The 16,132-nt window shown below is 63.7% G+C and carries 15 protein-coding genes; 10 read left to right on the forward strand and 5 right to left on the reverse strand.

The window, feature by feature from the left end; all coding sequences use genetic code 11:
• Positions 1-55: 55 nt before the first annotated feature.
• The gene (locus ACZYHG_RS12885; protein WP_464614113.1) at positions 56-859 is read right to left on the reverse strand and encodes a proton-conducting membrane transporter; all 804 of its coding nucleotides are present in this window, start codon (positions 857-859) and stop codon (positions 56-58) included.
• A 360-nt stretch (positions 860-1,219) separates the two neighbouring features.
• A complete protein-coding gene (locus ACZYHG_RS12890; protein WP_464614114.1) occupies positions 1,220-3,058 on the reverse strand; it encodes a M3 family oligoendopeptidase in 1,839 nt (612 codons plus the stop codon).
• A gap of 155 nt (positions 3,059-3,213) precedes the next feature.
• Between ACZYHG_RS12890 and ACZYHG_RS12895 the strand changes: the two genes are divergently transcribed.
• The 3 genes from ACZYHG_RS12895 (at position 3,214) to ACZYHG_RS12905 (ending at position 7,559) form a co-directional block, all read left to right on the forward strand.
• Positions 3,214-4,776: a sigma-54-dependent transcriptional regulator gene (locus tag ACZYHG_RS12895; protein WP_464614115.1), complete on the forward strand. Its 1,563-nt coding sequence runs from the start codon at positions 3,214-3,216 to the stop codon at positions 4,774-4,776.
• Positions 4,777-5,321: 545 nt separating this feature from the next.
• Entirely contained in the window at positions 5,322-7,190 is a 1,869-nt protein-coding gene (locus ACZYHG_RS12900) for a peptidoglycan L,D-endopeptidase MepK (RefSeq protein ID WP_464614116.1), read from the forward strand.
• A 168-nt stretch (positions 7,191-7,358) separates the two neighbouring features.
• Entirely contained in the window at positions 7,359-7,559 is a 201-nt protein-coding gene (locus tag ACZYHG_RS12905; protein ID WP_464614117.1) for a hypothetical protein, read from the forward strand.
• A 71-nt stretch (positions 7,560-7,630) separates the two neighbouring features.
• On the opposite strand, the gene ACZYHG_RS12910 is transcribed toward ACZYHG_RS12905, so the two are convergent.
• The gene (locus ACZYHG_RS12910) at positions 7,631-8,269 is read right to left on the reverse strand and encodes a 2-dehydro-3-deoxy-phosphogluconate aldolase (RefSeq protein ID WP_464614118.1); all 639 of its coding nucleotides are present in this window, start codon (positions 8,267-8,269) and stop codon (positions 7,631-7,633) included.
• A gap of 213 nt (positions 8,270-8,482) precedes the next feature.
• Here ACZYHG_RS12910 and trhO point away from each other — a divergent pair, with 213 nt between their 5' ends.
• The 3 genes from trhO (at position 8,483) to ACZYHG_RS12925 (ending at position 11,321) form a co-directional block, all read left to right on the forward strand.
• On the forward strand, positions 8,483-9,412 hold the full coding sequence (gene trhO, locus ACZYHG_RS12915; RefSeq protein ID WP_464614119.1) for an oxygen-dependent tRNA uridine(34) hydroxylase TrhO: 930 nt from the start codon (positions 8,483-8,485) through the stop codon (positions 9,410-9,412).
• Between the two features lie 117 nt (positions 9,413-9,529).
• Positions 9,530-10,270, forward strand: a complete 741-nt coding sequence (locus ACZYHG_RS12920; RefSeq protein ID WP_464614120.1) for a tellurite resistance TerB family protein — start codon at positions 9,530-9,532, stop codon at positions 10,268-10,270.
• A 295-nt stretch (positions 10,271-10,565) separates the two neighbouring features.
• Positions 10,566-11,321, forward strand: a complete 756-nt coding sequence (locus ACZYHG_RS12925; RefSeq protein ID WP_464614121.1) for an SDR family oxidoreductase — start codon at positions 10,566-10,568, stop codon at positions 11,319-11,321.
• Between the two features lie 32 nt (positions 11,322-11,353).
• Here the strand turns inward: ACZYHG_RS12925 and ACZYHG_RS12930 are convergent, their stop codons facing one another.
• Both ACZYHG_RS12930 and ACZYHG_RS12935 read right to left on the reverse strand, forming a co-directional pair.
• Positions 11,354-11,728 carry a YciI family protein gene (locus ACZYHG_RS12930; protein WP_464614122.1) on the reverse strand — a complete coding sequence of 125 codons (375 nt, stop codon included), beginning with the start codon at positions 11,726-11,728 and terminating at the stop codon, positions 11,354-11,356.
• A 150-nt stretch (positions 11,729-11,878) separates the two neighbouring features.
• Entirely contained in the window at positions 11,879-13,063 is a 1,185-nt protein-coding gene (locus ACZYHG_RS12935; RefSeq protein WP_464614123.1) for a pyridoxal phosphate-dependent aminotransferase, read from the reverse strand.
• An 83-nt stretch (positions 13,064-13,146) separates the two neighbouring features.
• On the opposite strand from ACZYHG_RS12935, the gene ACZYHG_RS12940 reads away from it, so the two are divergent.
• The 4 genes from ACZYHG_RS12940 to denD all read left to right on the forward strand — a co-directional run bounded on the left by ACZYHG_RS12940 (position 13,147) and on the right by denD (position 16,131).
• A complete protein-coding gene (locus tag ACZYHG_RS12940) occupies positions 13,147-13,833 on the forward strand; it encodes a GNAT family N-acetyltransferase (protein ID WP_464614124.1) in 687 nt (228 codons plus the stop codon).
• A 31-nt stretch (positions 13,834-13,864) separates the two neighbouring features.
• A complete protein-coding gene (locus tag ACZYHG_RS12945) occupies positions 13,865-14,839 on the forward strand; it encodes a cation diffusion facilitator family transporter (protein ID WP_464614125.1) in 975 nt (324 codons plus the stop codon).
• An 89-nt stretch (positions 14,840-14,928) separates the two neighbouring features.
• A complete protein-coding gene (locus ACZYHG_RS12950) occupies positions 14,929-15,141 on the forward strand; it encodes a hypothetical protein (protein ID WP_027030865.1) in 213 nt (70 codons plus the stop codon).
• A gap of 12 nt (positions 15,142-15,153) precedes the next feature.
• Positions 15,154-16,131 (forward strand): D-erythronate dehydrogenase, encoded by a 978-nt coding sequence (gene denD, locus ACZYHG_RS12955; protein WP_464614126.1) that lies wholly within the window; start codon positions 15,154-15,156, stop codon positions 16,129-16,131.
• Position 16,132: the final 1 nt, after the last annotated feature.

Genomic DNA, 16,132 nt, shown 5'->3' on the forward strand with positions numbered 1-16,132 from the left:
AAAACAAGCCGGCGGCGCAACTGGCGCCGCCGGCTATGGTCCTGGCCTCCAGCGTTCAGGTGTTGCTGGAGGTTCCCGCGCTCGGAAATTGTTTCGCGAACTCCGCCTCATTGCCAGCTGCCAGCAGCTTGGCCTGTTCAACCCAGCGCTCACGCTCGACGCGGCCACCGAATTGCAGGGCGTGCTCTATCCGTTCGATGTCGGCGGTTGTCCAGGCAGCGATCTGGGCGAAGGTGGTCACGCCTTGTCCCTTGAGCAGTTTTTCGTTGGCTGGGCCGATGCCGATCAGCCGACGCAGATTGTCTGGCTTGGCCGCCGCTGGTTTGGCCGCCGCTGGTTTGGCCGCTGCCGGCGCGGCAGCCTTGGGAGCGGCTGCCTTGGGCGCGGCGGCTGCAGCAGTCTTGGGAGCGGCCGCGCTCTTGGTTGCGGAGCCGGCGGCTGCGGTTTTGCTCGCCGCGGGTTTGGCTGGAGCCGCGGATTTGGCCGCGACGGGTTTTGTTGCTGCGGGCTTTGGCGCGGCTGGTTTGGCCGGTGCAGCCTTGGCCGGTGCCGGGGCGGGTTTGGCCACGGCCGGCGTCGACACCAGGGCGGCCGGCGGCTGAGTGGCAGCCTTTGCCCCGCCGCTGCCTGCAGCCTGCGCGTCGCGCAACTGGCGCTCAAGGTCGGCCCTGGTCTTGCCGCATGCATTGAGTTCGCCGGTCAGGCGGTCGCTGTCGGCACGCAGCCTGTCACGCTCGCTGCGGGTGCGGTCGAGGTCGCCGCGCAAACTGTCGAGCTCACCGCGCAGACGGCCCCAGATGAACCAGCCAACCAACACGCCTACCAGGAACGCCAGGACCACGTAGAAAAAAGTGCCCATTGTCTCTCTCCAGTCAGATCCGTCTGCCGTGGGCTCATGACCTCAGGCGATGGACTAATCGATGATGGTTCCGCGGGTTCGCGGAACAGCCGGCCTCGGTTCGAGCTGTCGGCGATCGGCTTTGCTTGCCCATGGCCAACGGCCGTTGTCGCGTTCGCCTGAGCGTCACGGCCGGCTGAGACTTTCCCTCGCCGATCCGCATGCGCTCCGGCTGAGCTTGGAGTGAAGGCTATCATAGAGCTTGTGGAAAGCTATGGGAAAAACTTCTGTCTAGAGTCCTTCAAGAACAAATATTTAGCATAGGAATAGTGCGATCCCGATATGCATTCCGGCTAAACTGTTCTGCGCAGGCGAGAGGGGTCAGCCGTCGAGTGCTTCCAGTTCGTCGATCAGGCCGCTGATCACCCCCAGGCCGATCTGCCAGAAGGCGGGGTCGGTGGCGTCGAGGCCGAAGGGCGCCAGAAGCTCGGAGTGATGCTTGGTGCCGCCGGCGCGCAGCATCTCAAAGTACTTGTCCTGGAAGCCGCGCTCGGCGTTCTGGTAGACGGCGTAGAGCGAGTTCACCAGGCAGTCGCCGAACGCATAGGCGTAGACGTAGAAGGGCGAATGGATGAAGTGCGGGATATAGGTCCAGAACACCTCGTAGCCCTCGCGCAATTTGATCGCCGGTCCCAGGCTTTCGGCCTGCACTTCCAGCCAGAACTGGCCGAGCCTGTCGGATGTCAGTTCGCCGTTGCGGCGCTCGGCATGCACCTTGCGCTCGAATTCGTAGAAGGCGATCTGGCGCACCACCGTGTTGATCATGTCCTCGACCTTCTGGGCGAGCATGGCCTTGCGCTCGCGCTTGTCGGTGGTCTGCTCGAGCAGCGAGCGGAAGGTCAGCATCTCGCCGAAGACGGACGCTGTCTCGGCCAGCGTCAGCGGCGTCGAGGCCATCAACGCGCCCTGGCCGGCGGCCAGCACCTGATGCACGCCGTGGCCGAGTTCATGCGCCAGCGTCATCACGTCGCGCGGCTTGCCCATGTAGTTGAGCAGCACATAGGGGTGGGCCGACGGCACGGTGGGATGGGCAAAGGCGCCTGGCGACTTGCCCGGGCGTACCGGGGCGTCGATCCAGTTGCGGTCGAAGAAGGTGCGGGCGATCTCGGCCATCTCGGGCGAGAAGCGCTGGTAGGCCGACAGCACGGTGTTCCTGGCCTCGTCCCAGCCGATCACCGCCTGCGGCGTCTCCGGCAGCGGCGCGTTGCGGTCCCAGTGGTTCATCACCTCCATGCCGAGCCAGCGCGCCTTCATCGCGTAATAGCGATGCGACAGGCGCGGATAGGCCTCGCGCACCGCGGTGGCGAGCGCATCGACCACGCTGCGCTCGACGCGGTTGGCGAGATGACGTGAATCGGCGATGTCCTCGAAGCCGCGCCAGCGGTCGGAAATTTCCTTGTCCTTGGCCAGCGTGTTGGTGATCAGCGTGAAGGTGCGCAAATTCTTTCGGAAGGTCGCGGCCAGTGCCTCGGAGGCACAGCGGCGCACATCACTGTCCGCGTCCTGCAGGCGGTTGAGCGCCGGTTCCAGCGTCAATTCCTCGCCGTCGATGTCGAATCGCAGGTCGGTCATCGTCTCGTCGAACAGGCGGTTCCAGGCACCGCGCCCGGTTATCGACTTCTCGTGGAAAAGCTGCTCGACGCGGTCCTCGAGCTGGTAGGGCTTGTCCATTCTGAGGTCGAGCACCCACGGCCGGTAATGGCCGAACGCGGAATCGGTGGCCAAGGCACCTTCGATCGCGGCATCCTCGATCAGGTTCAGTTCGAGCGCGAAGAACAGAAGATGCGCGCTGGCATCGGTCATCTTCTCCTGGATATCGCCATAGAGCTTGGCGCGCTGCGGGTCGGCGGTGTTGCCGGCATAGATGAGGCCGGCATAGGAGACGATGCGGCCGATCAGCTCCTCCAGCGCCTCGTAGGCGACAAGCGCCTCGCCAAGCTTGCCTGCGCTGCCACGCCCGGCCTCGGCGGCAAGCGTGCCTTTCCAGCGGGTCTCGAAGGCGATCGCATCAGTGGCGGCCTTGGCGATATCACGCTTCAACTCCGGCGCTTCCATGCCGGCATAAAGATCGTGCAGGTTCCATTCCGGCAGATCGCCAAGCTCGGCCGCGCCCTGACCGGACGCTGGTGCCGCAAGCCGCTGATCAAACATCATGCGCATGGACGATACCTCTTTGAACCACGGAGCCAGAATCGAGGGGAATGAGGAAGCCGGTCAAATCCTAAGCAATTCGTTCACCGGGTTTTTTGAAAGCTTATTTAGAACCCTGTGCCAAGATGATCCATGCGGATTTCGAGCGGGCAACTCATAAAGTCATGACAGGTTCCATTCTCATAGTCGATGACGATCCCGTGCAGCGCCGGCTGCTCGAGGCCGCGGTGACGCGGTTCGGCCACACGGCAATCGTCACCGATGGTGGCGCCGCAGGTCTCGACGTGCTCGACGGGCCAAGCGCCCGCGACGTCTCAGTGGTCATTCTCGATCTGGTCATGCCTGGTCTCGACGGCATCGGCGTGCTGAAGGCGATGCGCGAACGCGGCATCACCATTCCGGTCATCGTGCAGACCGCCCAGGGCGGCATCGAGACCGTGGTTTCGGCGATGCGTCACGGCGCCTTCGATTTTGTCGTCAAGCCGGCCTCTCCCGACAGGCTGCAGGCTTCGATCGCCAATGCGCTCAAGGTCGAGGCGGTCGAGGGCGAGGTCAAACGCACATCACGCAAGCGCGGCGGGCTTTTGACCTTCAGGGACATGATCACCCACAGTCCGGCGATGGACAGGGTGATACGCCTCGGCCAGAAAGCGGCGGCGTCCAACATCCCGATCCTGATCGAAGGCGAATCCGGCGTCGGCAAGGAACTGGTGGCGCGCGCCATCCAGGGCACCGGCGATCGCCGCTCAAAACCCTTCGTCACCGTCAATTGCGGTGCCATCCCCGACAATCTGGTCGAATCGATCCTCTTTGGCCATGAGAAAGGCTCGTTCACCGGCGCCACCGACAAGCACACCGGCAAGTTCGTCGAGGCGCATTCCGGCACGCTGTTCCTGGACGAGATCGGCGACCTGCCGCTCGACGTGCAGGTCAAGCTGTTGCGCGCCGTGCAGGACGGCGAGGTCGATCCGGTCGGCGGCCGGGCTACCGTCAGGGTCGATATCAGGCTGATTTCGGCGACGCACCGCAACCTTCTGCAGCAGGTCAAGGACGGCAAGTTCCGCGAGGATCTGTTCTACCGGCTGAACGTCTATCCGATCTTCGTGCCGCCGTTGCGCGACCGGCGCGATGACATTCCCCATCTGGTCACGCATTTCATGGAGAAGGTGGCGCCCGCCGACCCGCGCCACCGCCTGCAAGGCATTTCGGCGGCGGCACTCGCCGTGCTGCAGACCTATGACTGGCCCGGCAACATAAGGCAGCTGGAAAACGCCGTCTTCCGCGCCTCGGTGCTGTGTGAAGGCGATGTGCTTGATGTCGATGATTTTCCGCAGATCCGGGCGCAGGTCGAAGGCACTGTCAATCTCAAGACAGATCGCAATCTCGCGGCGGATGGCAATCTCGAAACGGAAATCGCCGCGCCGCCATCGCTGGAACCACGCGACGACGATCTCCTGGTTGGCGAAGCGGCGCCAACGGCCGCGCCCGAGCAGCCATCAAGACTTCAGCCTCGCTTCGGGATGCTGCGCGCGCTCGACGAGCGCGGCAATGTGCGGGCGCTGGCCGATGTCGAGCTTGAAATGATCAAGCTCGCTATCGACCACTATAATGGCCAGATGAGCGAAGTCGCCCGCCGCCTCGGCATCGGCCGCTCGACGCTCTACCGCAAGCTCAAGGAATACGGCATCGACCCTGAGACCGGCCGCGTGGAACGGCTCGCGTCGTAGACTCTTTGTTTTTACGCAATTCCCAAGGGGAAGCGCTATGCGCTTCTCCCGGGAAAACCGTTTCACCCTTTTCCTGGAATTGCTCTAAATCGCGTAACGCCGAAACGGATTCCCGCGACGCGCTTCAGGCGTCTGCTTCATGCATCTTGTCTTCCCGCTTTTGGGCGACATGCCTGGACGCAAGGCCGGGACCAGCTTGCAATGCCAGGATTGGCCCTGTATCGGGGGTTTCGGCTGGAATATGGCAGGCCTATGGACAGCTCTGTTCACGCATTAAGGCTAACGGTAACAGATCGTGTTCGGCCAAAGCCGGAATCCTGATCTAAACCAGCGGTTTACCAAGAAACGTTGTGAACAATTTTTGACGGGATATCGCCACGGTGTTACCGCATTTCGGCTTCAATAAGCGATGATTAACCATTAGGATCGATATTCGGATGTGAAAACCACACATCCGTTTGGGCAAATCCGGGGACAAACGGCAGCCTGCAAGGCCTTTTGATTTGAACAGAATCGAACGACTCACAAACGGGCGTCACGATCACTTGAGCGTCTGGCCGCGATGGCTGGTAGCGTTGATCGTCGCTTTTGGTTTTGTCGCCGCGGCCGCCACCGGCGCGCAGGCCGAAGTTCGTTCGCTGAAGCTTTATCACCTGCATACGCATGAGAAGGCCGAGATCGTCTATAAGCGCAACGGCCGCTACGATCCCGAGGGCCTGCGCAAGATCAACATCATCCTGCGCGACTGGCGCCGCAACGAGCCGACCAAGATGGATCCGCGCCTGCTGGACCTGGTCTGGGAAGCCTATCGCGAAAGCGGCGCTACCGACTATATCCAGGTCGTCTGCGGTTACCGCTCGCCGTCGACCAACTCGATGCTGCGCAGCCGCGGCCGGGGTGTCGCCGAGAAGAGCCAGCACATGCTCGGCAAGGCGATGGATTTCTATATTCCCGGCGTGCCGCTGAAGAAGCTGCGCAATATCGGCCTCAAGATGCAGGGTGGTGGCGTCGGCTACTACCCGACCTCCGGTTCGCCATTCGTCCATATGGATGTCGGCAATGTGCGCCACTGGCCCGGCATCAGCCGCCAGGAACTGGTCAGCCTGTTCCCCAATGGCAAGACGCTGCATGTGCCGAGCGACGGCCGGCCGCTGCCCGGCTATGAGCAGGCAATGGCTTCCTACAAGGCGCGCAAGGGCTCGGGCACGCCGAATGTCGAGATGGCCAGTGTCGGCGGCGGCAGCAAGAAATCGGGCGGGTTCCTCTCTGCCTTCTTCGGCGGTGGTGGCGACGACGAGGCCGATGACAGCGCCGATGTCGAGACCGCTTCGGCAGCCCCCGCGCCCAGGGCCAAGAGCCTGAAGCCGGCAGCGACGGCCAAGAGCAGCAACCTGCCGGGCATCGCCATCGTCGCGCCCGAGAATGCGCAGCGTGCCGAAATTCCACAGGTCGCCGAAGATCAGGCTCCCGAGCCTGAGAAGGATACGCCGGAGACGATCATCGCGGCGCTGCCGGCCAAGGAGATTCCGCTGCCCGATTTCGCGCCGCGGCCGAAGGCTGACGTTGGCGCGCAGCAGCCTGAGAATGTTCCGTTCGCCACGGCGGATGCGACGGCCACGACCGAACAGGCCGTTGCGACCGCGCAGGCGCCGGCGAACATGCCTTTCGGCAAGGCTGATCCTGCCGCGGTAACAGCGGCTGCAACCGCCGCCGCCGATCCGGCGCAGGTCGCCGTCAACAACATTCCCTTGCCGACATGGCGTCCGACGCTGCCGGCCGAGCTTGCACCGCCGCCCAGCAAGGATGTGCTGATGGCGCTGGCGGAGACGGCCGAACAGGGCAAGACCGCGACCGATGCGTTCGCGGTGCTGCCTTCGGCACGGCCGGAGCCGGCCAAGCCGGACGCCGTCAAGGCGGTGCTCGACGAGGCCAATGCTCAGGTTGAGGCCCAAGTCGGGACCCAAGTCGGCAACGCCGACGAATACCAGGTTGCCTCGCTGGCCGAAGAACCGCGCTCGGCCTTCAACGATCCGTCCTATGTCGATGTCGCAACGCCCCGCCAGGCCGTCGCCGCCCGCCCGGCCGGTTCCGATCCGGCCGCCGCGATCGGCGCCGGCGTGAAGACGACCCGCAAGGAAGCCAGGGCCACCGCGCGCGACCAGAAACCCGGCCCCAGGGCCGTGGTTGTCGCCGCGGCACCCCAGGCCGCGCGCTGGGCGCTGACCAGCGGCGAGGCTGTTGCCACCGTCGCGAGCCCTACAACGGCGCCGGGCTATGCTTATAATATCGTGCATACCGCGCCGAGCGAGGTTTACACGGCGGGCTTCCAGGCGGGCAACGAGATGGCCGACGCCAACCGCTTCACCGGCAACGCCGTCAAGTTCATGTCGGTCGCCCGCTTCCAGACGGAGTAACGGACAGGCCAGTTTTTAGCAGAAGCCGCGCTGGGCAACCCGCGCGGCTTTTTTGCGCTGGTTAAGGGTGATCGCCGCTGTGATCACGGCGGCCTGACATTGCCGTGATCGTGGAACTCGTTGCTGCTGCAAGAGTTTCTCCCCGTACCTTCAAACCCGGGGATATCCATGAAGAACATTCTATTGGCATCGGTCATTGCGCTGGCAACCGTTTCGGCGGCCATTGCTCCCTCACAGGCAGAGACCGTTGTCGTCAAGACCGATCATCATAGGCATATGCACATGATGAAGAAGCACTGCCACACCAGGGTGGTGACGACCTGGAAGCACCATCACAAGGTGACCAAAGAAGTCAAGGTCTGCAACTGATCAGTCAAAGTCGATTTTGAAAAACCCGGTCGGCGGAAGCTGGCCGGGTTTTTTGTGTGCGCGTGGCAACACTATTTCTTGAGCTTGCTCGCCGCGCGGGCCAACGCTTCGATCTCGTCCCATTTGCCGGCCTTGACCAGGTCATCGGGCGCAACCCAGGAGCCGCCGACGCAGATGACGTTGGGCAGGCTAAGGTAATCGGCGGCGTTCTTGCCGGTGATGCCGCCGGTCGGGCAGAATTTCACGTCGGCGAGCGGCGAGGCGAAAGCCTTCAGCGAAGCGATGCCGCCGGACTGTTCGGCCGGGAAGAACTTCAGGAAGCGCAGGCCGGCCTCGCGCGCGGCCATGATCTCGCCGGGCGTGATGGCGCCAGGCAGCAGCGGAACCTCGCTGTCGGCGGCTGCCGCCAGAAGTTCGCGCGTGATGCCGGGGCTGACGATGAAGCGCGAACCGGCGCTGGCCGCCTCGTCGAACTGCTTGCTATCCAGAATGGTGCCGGCGCCGACGATGGCTTCCTCGACTTCGGCAGCAACCCGCCGGATCGCTTCCAGCGCATCGGCTGTTCGGAGCGTGATCTCGATGGCCGGCAGGCCGCCACGCGCCAAGGCACGGGCCAGCGGCACCGCATCAGCAACATTGGCAATCTTCAGCACCGGGATGACTGGCTGGCCGTTGAGGAGCGACAGGAGTTTTTCGGTCTTGCTGGGCATCTGTCTCTCTCCGTATCGAGCCATATCGAAGTCGATTTCAACCGATTAGCAGACGCGTCTTTGCCTGTCCACGAAACCGGTCGCGTCGCGATGTCACGCGCCGTCGGACAGTTTACCGGCTGTTCCCCGTCAGAGCCATGACATCAGCCGAAGTAGGCTGCCAAACCCGTTTTGCCTTGAATCGGCTTTTACGAGCGTCTAGTTGCTCTGGCAATGACACCGTCCGCTCCATTCCAGCCCGTCCGCGTCGCCGCGCTTTACCGGTTTGCCCGGCTCGATGCCTTTGACGAACTGCGCGCGCCGCTTGCTGCCTTCTGTTGCGGACGCGGCATCAAGGGCACGCTGCTGCTGGCGCATGAAGGCATCAATGGCACGGTCGCCGGCAGTGAGGCCGCGATTGCCGAACTCATCGACTACATCGAAGCCATCGACGGACTGGCGGGCCTCGAGGTCAAGTACAGCGTTGCCGCCGACATGCCGTTCCACCGCATGAAGGTGCGGCTGAAGCGCGAGATCGTCACCATGGGCGTCGAGGACATCGATCCGGCGAGGAGTGCCGGTACCTATGTCGCACCCGCCGACTGGAACGCGCTGATTTCGCAGCCCGACACCATCGTCATCGACACGCGCAATGCCTACGAGGTCTCGATCGGCACCTTCAAGGGCGCGATCGATCCGGCGACCGCGAGCTTTCGCGAATTCCCGGCCTGGGTGGAAGCGCATCGGGCGGAGCTGGAAGGCCGCAAGGTGGCGATGTTCTGCACCGGCGGCATTCGCTGCGAGAAGGCGACGGCCTATGTGAAGTCGCTCGGCTTCGAGGACGTGTTCCATCTCAAGGGCGGCATCCTCAAATATCTCGAAGAGGTGCCAGCCGAACAGAGCCTGTGGCAAGGCGAGTGCTTCGTCTTCGACGAGCGGGTTTCGGTGTCACACGGCCTCACCGAGGGCGATGCGGAACTGTGTCGTGCCTGCCGCCATCCGCTGACGGCAAGCGATTTGGCGTCGCCTAGATATGCCGCCGGCGTCGCTTGCCCGCATTGTTTTGAAGCCCGTACCGACGAAGACCGTCAGCGCTACGCAGAGCGCCAGCGGCAGGTGGAGCTCGCGCAGGCGCGAGGCAAGGGGCCGCATATCGGATCCTGATCGAGGGCTAGGGCGCGCGGCAAAGCGGGGCCTGTCATTGCAATGTCAAGTTTTGGGACCTACGTCTTCGGCGTTCGAAACCTGCCCGTTCGGCCGGGCACATGCTGGAGGCACTGAATGTTCGATCCCAAGAAGCTTCTCGACGATCTGCTCGGTTCGCAAGTTCCCGGCACCAGCGGCACTGTCCGCGACAAGGCGGGCCAGGCCGTGCAGATGGCCAAGGACAATCCGCTGGCCGCCGGTGCGCTTGCGGCAGTGCTGCTTGGAACAGGTGCCGGCCGGGAAGTGACCGGTGCCGCCGTGAAGCTCGGTGGCCTGGCCGCGATCGGCGGCCTCGCCTACAAGGCCTACCAGAACTACAAGGCCGGCAACGCGCCGGAGCAGGCGCCCGCTTCCGGCGAGCCCGAATTGCTGCCGCCGCCCAAGGACACCGCCTTCCACCCGTCGCAGGCGCCGCAAGGCGAGGACGAATTCACACTGACCCTGGTGCGCGCGATGATCTCGGCGGCCAAGGCCGACGGCCATGTCGACGACGAGGAACGCAAGAAGATCGCCGGCAAGCTCAGCCTTGCGGGGATCGGCACCGATGCCGAGAAATTCCTGATGGCGGAGCTGGAAAGCCCGCTCGACCTCGACACCCTGGTGGCGGGTGCGCACACCGACGCGCAGAAGCTCGAACTTTATACGGCGTCGCGCCTCACCATCGATCCCGACACGCGCGCCGAGCGTGGCTATCTCGACCTGCTCGCCGGCCGGCTTGGCCTGCCGGACGCATTGGTCGACCATGTCGAGGCGACGGTCTCGGCGGCCAAGGTTCCCGCAACAACAACGGGTACTTCGCCCAATCCGCGCTGGTAGGCCAAAACGGCACAGCCAGCCTTTCCCCGCGTTAACCCCGCGTTAACTCAGGAAGCGCATGATTCTACACAGTCGGATCGGCTTTCCTCCTCCCAAGCCCGGTTCAGATCAGGGCGGTCGCCAATGACCGCCCTTTTTGTCGGCCCCTACGAGGGCTCCCCAAAACTCATCCAGCTTTTCGGGATCACGGCCCAACGCGCGCGCTTGCCATCGCCGCCGTCATTTGCGATGCCTTCTTCCCGAGCCAAATCCCCAGAAATAAGTCAGGCACGCACGGCGCTGCCGGAGGATAGATATGACCGAGCATAAAACCGCTATCGTCACGGGCGCCGGCACGGGTATCGGCAAGAGCGTCGCCAGGGCGCTGCTTAAGGCCGGCTGGAACACCGTGTTCTGCGGCCGCCGCAAGCCGGTGCTCGATGCGGCCATCGCCGAGGCCGGGCCGACCGAGGCCAGGGCATTGGCCGTTGCCTGCGACATCAGCAAGGCCGGCGAGGTCGATGACCTGTTCGAGACAGTGCTGGCCGCTTTCGGCCGCGTCGACCTGCTCTTCAACAATGCCGGCATGGGCTACAAGTCGACGCCGATCGACGAGATTCCGGTCGAGGTCTGGAACGATATTGTCGGCGTCAATCTCACCGGTTCGTTCCTGTGCGCGCGTGCCGCCTTCGGCGCGATGCGCAAGCAGCGGCCGATGGGCGGCCGCATCATCAACAATGGCTCGGTGTCGGCCTATGCGCCGCGCCCCGGCTCGGTGCCCTATACGGCGACCAAGCATGCCATTACGGGGCTGACCAAGACGCTGTCGCTCGACGGCCGTCCCTATGACATCGCCTGCGGCCAGATCGACATCGGCAACGCGCTGACCGACATGGCGCAGCCAATGACCGTCGGCGTGCCGCAGGCCAACGGCTCGATATCAGCCGAAGCGGTGATGGACGTCCAGCGCGTTGCCGATGCCGTCGTCCACATGGCCAGCCTGCCGCTCGACGCCAACGTGCTGTTCATGACCGTGATGGCGACCAAGATGCCGTTTGTCGGGCGTGGGTGAACGGCGGGCACTGACAGGGCTTTCCCCCCGGTCTATTTGCCTGCTAGCGGAACGCCGGGCTTGAACAGCAGAATGGGCCTGATCTCGTAAACGGCGGTCGGATTGACGCGGCGAAGGTCGCGGGCGATCGCGATTGCCGCGTCTCGCGTGACGCAGTCGACGACGTAGAGGCCGAGCAACTGTTCCTTGGTTTCGGCGAAAGGACCGTCGATGATCACGCCGTCGCCAGGGCCGCGCAAGGTGAAGGCATCCTGTGTCGCCCCAAGACGCGCGGACGGTCCAAGCGCGCCTTCCTCATGAAGCCGGATGTTGATCTTCAGCAACTCGGCCATCAGTGCTTCATCTTCCTGCGGCGTCAGAGCCTTGATCGCATCTTCCACGTGATAGGCAAGGATTGCATAGAACATCCGGGGCACCCTAATTCGATCCTTATTCGAGGACCGTAGCCGTTCTCGACGTGCAGGCCCAGTCTTGGCCAAGCGCATCCGGACGGCTCATGACACCGCCATGGCAGCCAGCCGCAAATCCGGAAGATGGCAACAGGCCGCTTTGAAGCCTCACTTCGCCAGGAATGCTCCGATCCGTTCCAGCGCGCGCAAGATGTTCTCTTCGGAGTTGGCGTAGGAGAGCCTGATGTAGCCTTCGCCGAGAATGCCGAAATCGGGGCCGCCGATCAGCGCCACGCCGGCCTCGTCGAGCAAAGCGGAGGCGAGTTTCTTGGCCTTCCAGCCGGTCTTCGAAACATTGGGGAAGGCATAGAACGCGCCCTTGGGCGTGATGCAGGAAATGTTGGGCAAGGCGTTCAGGCCTTCGACGACGATCTTCCGGCGGTTGTCGAAGGCGCGCATCATTGTGTCGACGTCGTCCTGCGGGCCGTCGATCGCGGCGATGCCGGCGAACTGGCTCGGCGCGTTGACGCAGGACCAGCAATTGACCGCCAGCTTGCGCACCTTGTCGTAGAGATGGGCGCCCTTGTCGCCATTCGGCCAGATCGACCAGCCCATGCGCCAGCCGGTCATCGCCCAGGTCTTCGACCAGCCGTTGAGCACGATCAGCCGGTCGCGGATTTCGGGGTAGGCAAGCAGCGAGCAATGCTTCTCGCCGTCATAGGTCATGACGTCGTAGATCTCGTCGGACAGGATGGCGACATCAGGGTGCTTCTCCAGCCCCTTGACCAGCTTTTCGATCTCGGCGCGGGGCGTCACGCCGCCGGTTGGATTGGCCGGCGAGTTGAGGATCAGGAGCCTGGTCTTCGAGGTGATCAGCGCCAGCGTCTCCTCGGCCGAGAAGGCAAAGCCGTTTTCCTCGCGCATCGGTACGGGAATGGGTGCCGCACCGGTGAATTCGATCATCGAACGGTAGATGGGAAAGCCGGGGTCGGGATAGAGGATCTCGGCGCCGGGTTCGCCGAACATCAGGATGGCGGCAAACATGGTCGGCTTGCCGCCGGGCAGGATCATCACCGTCTCGGGTGAGACTTCGACGCCGGTGGTCGTCAGCGTGCGGCGCACCACCGCCTCGCGCGTCGCCAGAAGGCCGTTGGCCGGCGTGTAGCCGTGGTGGCCGTCACGCAGTGCCTTGATCGCGGCCTCGACGATGTGCTGCGGCGTCTTGAAGTCGGGCTGGCCGATGCCGAGATTGACGATGTCGCGGCCCTGGCTCGCAAGTGCGGTCGCCCGCGCCAGCACCGCGAACGCATTTTCCTCGCCGAGACGATCGAAGGCCGAAATCGTGTGGAGCATTTTTCCCGTCCATGTGGTTCTTACTGTGAGGTTGCGTTTTTGTGAGCCTCATCAGGAAAAAGTCAAACGGATTGGAGTTTTTGGTGTCCGAAAATCTCAAGGATTGGCAACCGCGCCCGCGACCTGAGCGCAAGGCGATCGACGGCCGATATGTCGGGCTTGAGCCGCTGAGCGCCACAAAGCACGGCGATGGCCTCTATGAAGCGTCTTCAGTGTCCGATGTCGACGGCCGCTTCGCCTGGCTGCCAGACTATCCGCCGGAAACCCGTGCCGCCTTCCAACCATGGCTGGACAAGGTCGAGGCCAGCGAGGATCCGCTGTTCTTCGCCATCATCGACAAGGCCAGCGGCAAGGTAGCCGGGCGCCAGACGCTGATGCGCACCGATCCCGCCTACGGCGTCATCGAGATCGGCAATATCTATTGGGGGCCGCTGATCTCGCGCAAACCGGCAGCGACCGAAGCGCAGTTCCTGTTCATGAAATACATTTTCGACGAGCTCGGTTACCGTCGCTACGAATGGAAGTGCAACAACCGCAACGAGCCGTCGAAGCGGGCGGCGGAACGGTTCGGTTTCAAGTTCGAGGGCATTTTCCGCCAGCACCTCATCGTCAAGGGTGAAAACCGCGACACCGCATGGTATTCGGTCATCGACAAGGAATGGCCGGCTCTGCGCCAGGCCTATGAGGCGTGGCTCGATCCGGCCAATTTCGATGGCGAAGGCCAGCAGAAGCGACGGCTCGAGGATTTTCGCGCGGAATTCGGAGCTTAAGTCCGGCTTGGGCGCATGACAGGAGTTGCCATTGGCGGACACCCACGATCATAGCGGGCATGACCATGGCGGTCCCGGCCATGTGCATGGCTCGACCGACAAGAAGCGCGTGCTGATCGCGGCCTGCCTGACAGCAGGGTTCATGGTGGCGGAAGCGTTGGGCGGTCTCTTCACCGGGTCGCTGGCGCTGCTGGCCGATGCCGGCCACATGCTGGCCGATGCGATTGCGCTCGGCCTTGCCTGGTACGCTTTCCATCTTGCGGGACGGCCGGCGACCGGCAAGCTCACCTACGGCTTTGGCCGGGTCAAGACGCTGGTGGCCTACACCAACGGTATCGCCATCTTCGTCATCGCACTGTGGATCGTCTACGAGGCGTGGGATCGCCTGCTCACGCCGGCACCGGTGCTGGGCGGACCGATGCTGGTGGTGGCGGTGCTCGGTCTGCTGGTCAATATCGGCTCCTTCCTGGTGCTGCATGGCGGCGACCGCGAAAGCCTGAACATGCGCGGCGCCATCCTGCATGTGCTTGGCGACCTGCTCGGCTCGGTCGCGGCGATCGTGGCGGCACTGGTGATCCTGGCGACCGGCTGGACGCCGATCGACCCGATCCTGTCGGTGCTGGTCTCGCTGCTGATCCTGTCGACGGCCTGGTCGCTGATGCGCGCAGCGGCCCATGTCCTGCTCGAAGGCGTGCCGCCAAGCCTCGATCGGGACCTGGTAGCCAAGGACCTGGAAACGACGGTTCCCGGCGTGCGCGAGATACACCATATGCATGTCTGGTCGCTCGATGGGTCAAGCAACATGGCGACGCTGCATGCCTGCCTCGACGAGGGCGTCGATGCACACCGGGCGGTCAGCGTCATCAAGAAGCGGCTTGCCAGCGAGCACGGCATCAGCCATGCCACCGTGGAACCGGAATTCGGCCAGTGCGCCGATGACGGTGACGACGACCATGATCACGAGCATGAGCATGATGCGGCTACGCATCACGGCCACCATCACTAGGCCCGATTGATGACCATTGATCGGACCTGCCTCAGGAGTTCTCCAGCTTTGAAACCCAGCCCAATGAACGACCGCCGCCCCGGTGCGGCATGATGGACCGTGACACGCGCAATGCGGCCATCGCGGCGGTCTGGATCATGCTGCTGTTCGGCATTGCCGCCTTCTACCTGCCGACGGTGATGCTGGCACTCGGCAGTTTTTCGACCGTGCTGGCGGGCATCTTCGGCATCGTCTTCGTGCTGGCGTTTTTCCTCGTGTTCTGGCTGCGTGCGCGCACCCAGCGCAAAAATCAGGGCAAATAAGGGATTTTTGACATGCGCATTCTGATCACCGGCGCCGCAGGCATGGTCGGCCGCAAGCTCATCGCCCGGCTGGCCAAGGACGGCACGCTGCGTGGGGAGAAGATCACCGCGCTCGATCTGCATGACATCGTGCCGCCGCCGGCGCCGGCCATGGACGGCGTCAGCATCAGCACCCATACCGGTGACCTCGCCGAGGCCGGTGCGGCTGAAAGCCTGGTCGCGTCGCGCCCCGATGTCGTCTTTCATCTCGCCGGCATCGTGTCGGGCGAGGCGGAGGCCAATTTCGACCTCGGCTACCGCGTCAATCTCGACGGCACCCGCGCCCTGTTCGATGCCATCCGCCTGGCTGGCTTTGCGCCGCGCGTGGTCTTCACCTCATCGATCGCGGTGTTTGGCGCGCCGTTCCCGGATGTCATCCCGGATGAATTCCACCCGACGCCGCTGACCTCCTACGGCACGCAGAAGCAGATGAGCGAGGCGCTGCTCGCCGACTATTCCAGGCGCGGCTTCTTCGATGGCATCGGCATCCGGCTGCCGACCATCTGCGTGCGGCCAGGCAAGCCGAACAAGGCGGCCTCCGGCTTCTTCTCCGGCATCATCCGCGAGCCGTTGAGCGGCCACGAGGCGATCCTGCCGGTGCCGCGCTCGGTCGTGCACACCCATGCCAGCCCGCGTTCGGCGGTGAATTTCCTGACCCATGCAGCCGGGATCGATGGCGCCACCGTTGGGCCGCGCCGCAATCTGACGATGCCGGGTGTCGCCGTCACCGTCGGCGAGCAGATCGAGGCGCTGGAGCGCATCGCCGGGTCGAAGACGGTAGGCCTGATCCGCGAGGTGCCCGACGAGACGATCTGGGCGATCGTCAAGGGTTGGCCGACCCGCTTCGAGGCGAGGCGTTCAAGGGAACTCGGCTTCAGCGCCGAGAAGAGCTTTGACGAGATCATCCGCGCCCATATCGAGGATGAGCTGGGCGGCAAGCATAGCGTCTGAA

The sequence above is a fragment of the Mesorhizobium subarcticum genome (assembly GCF_055456085.1).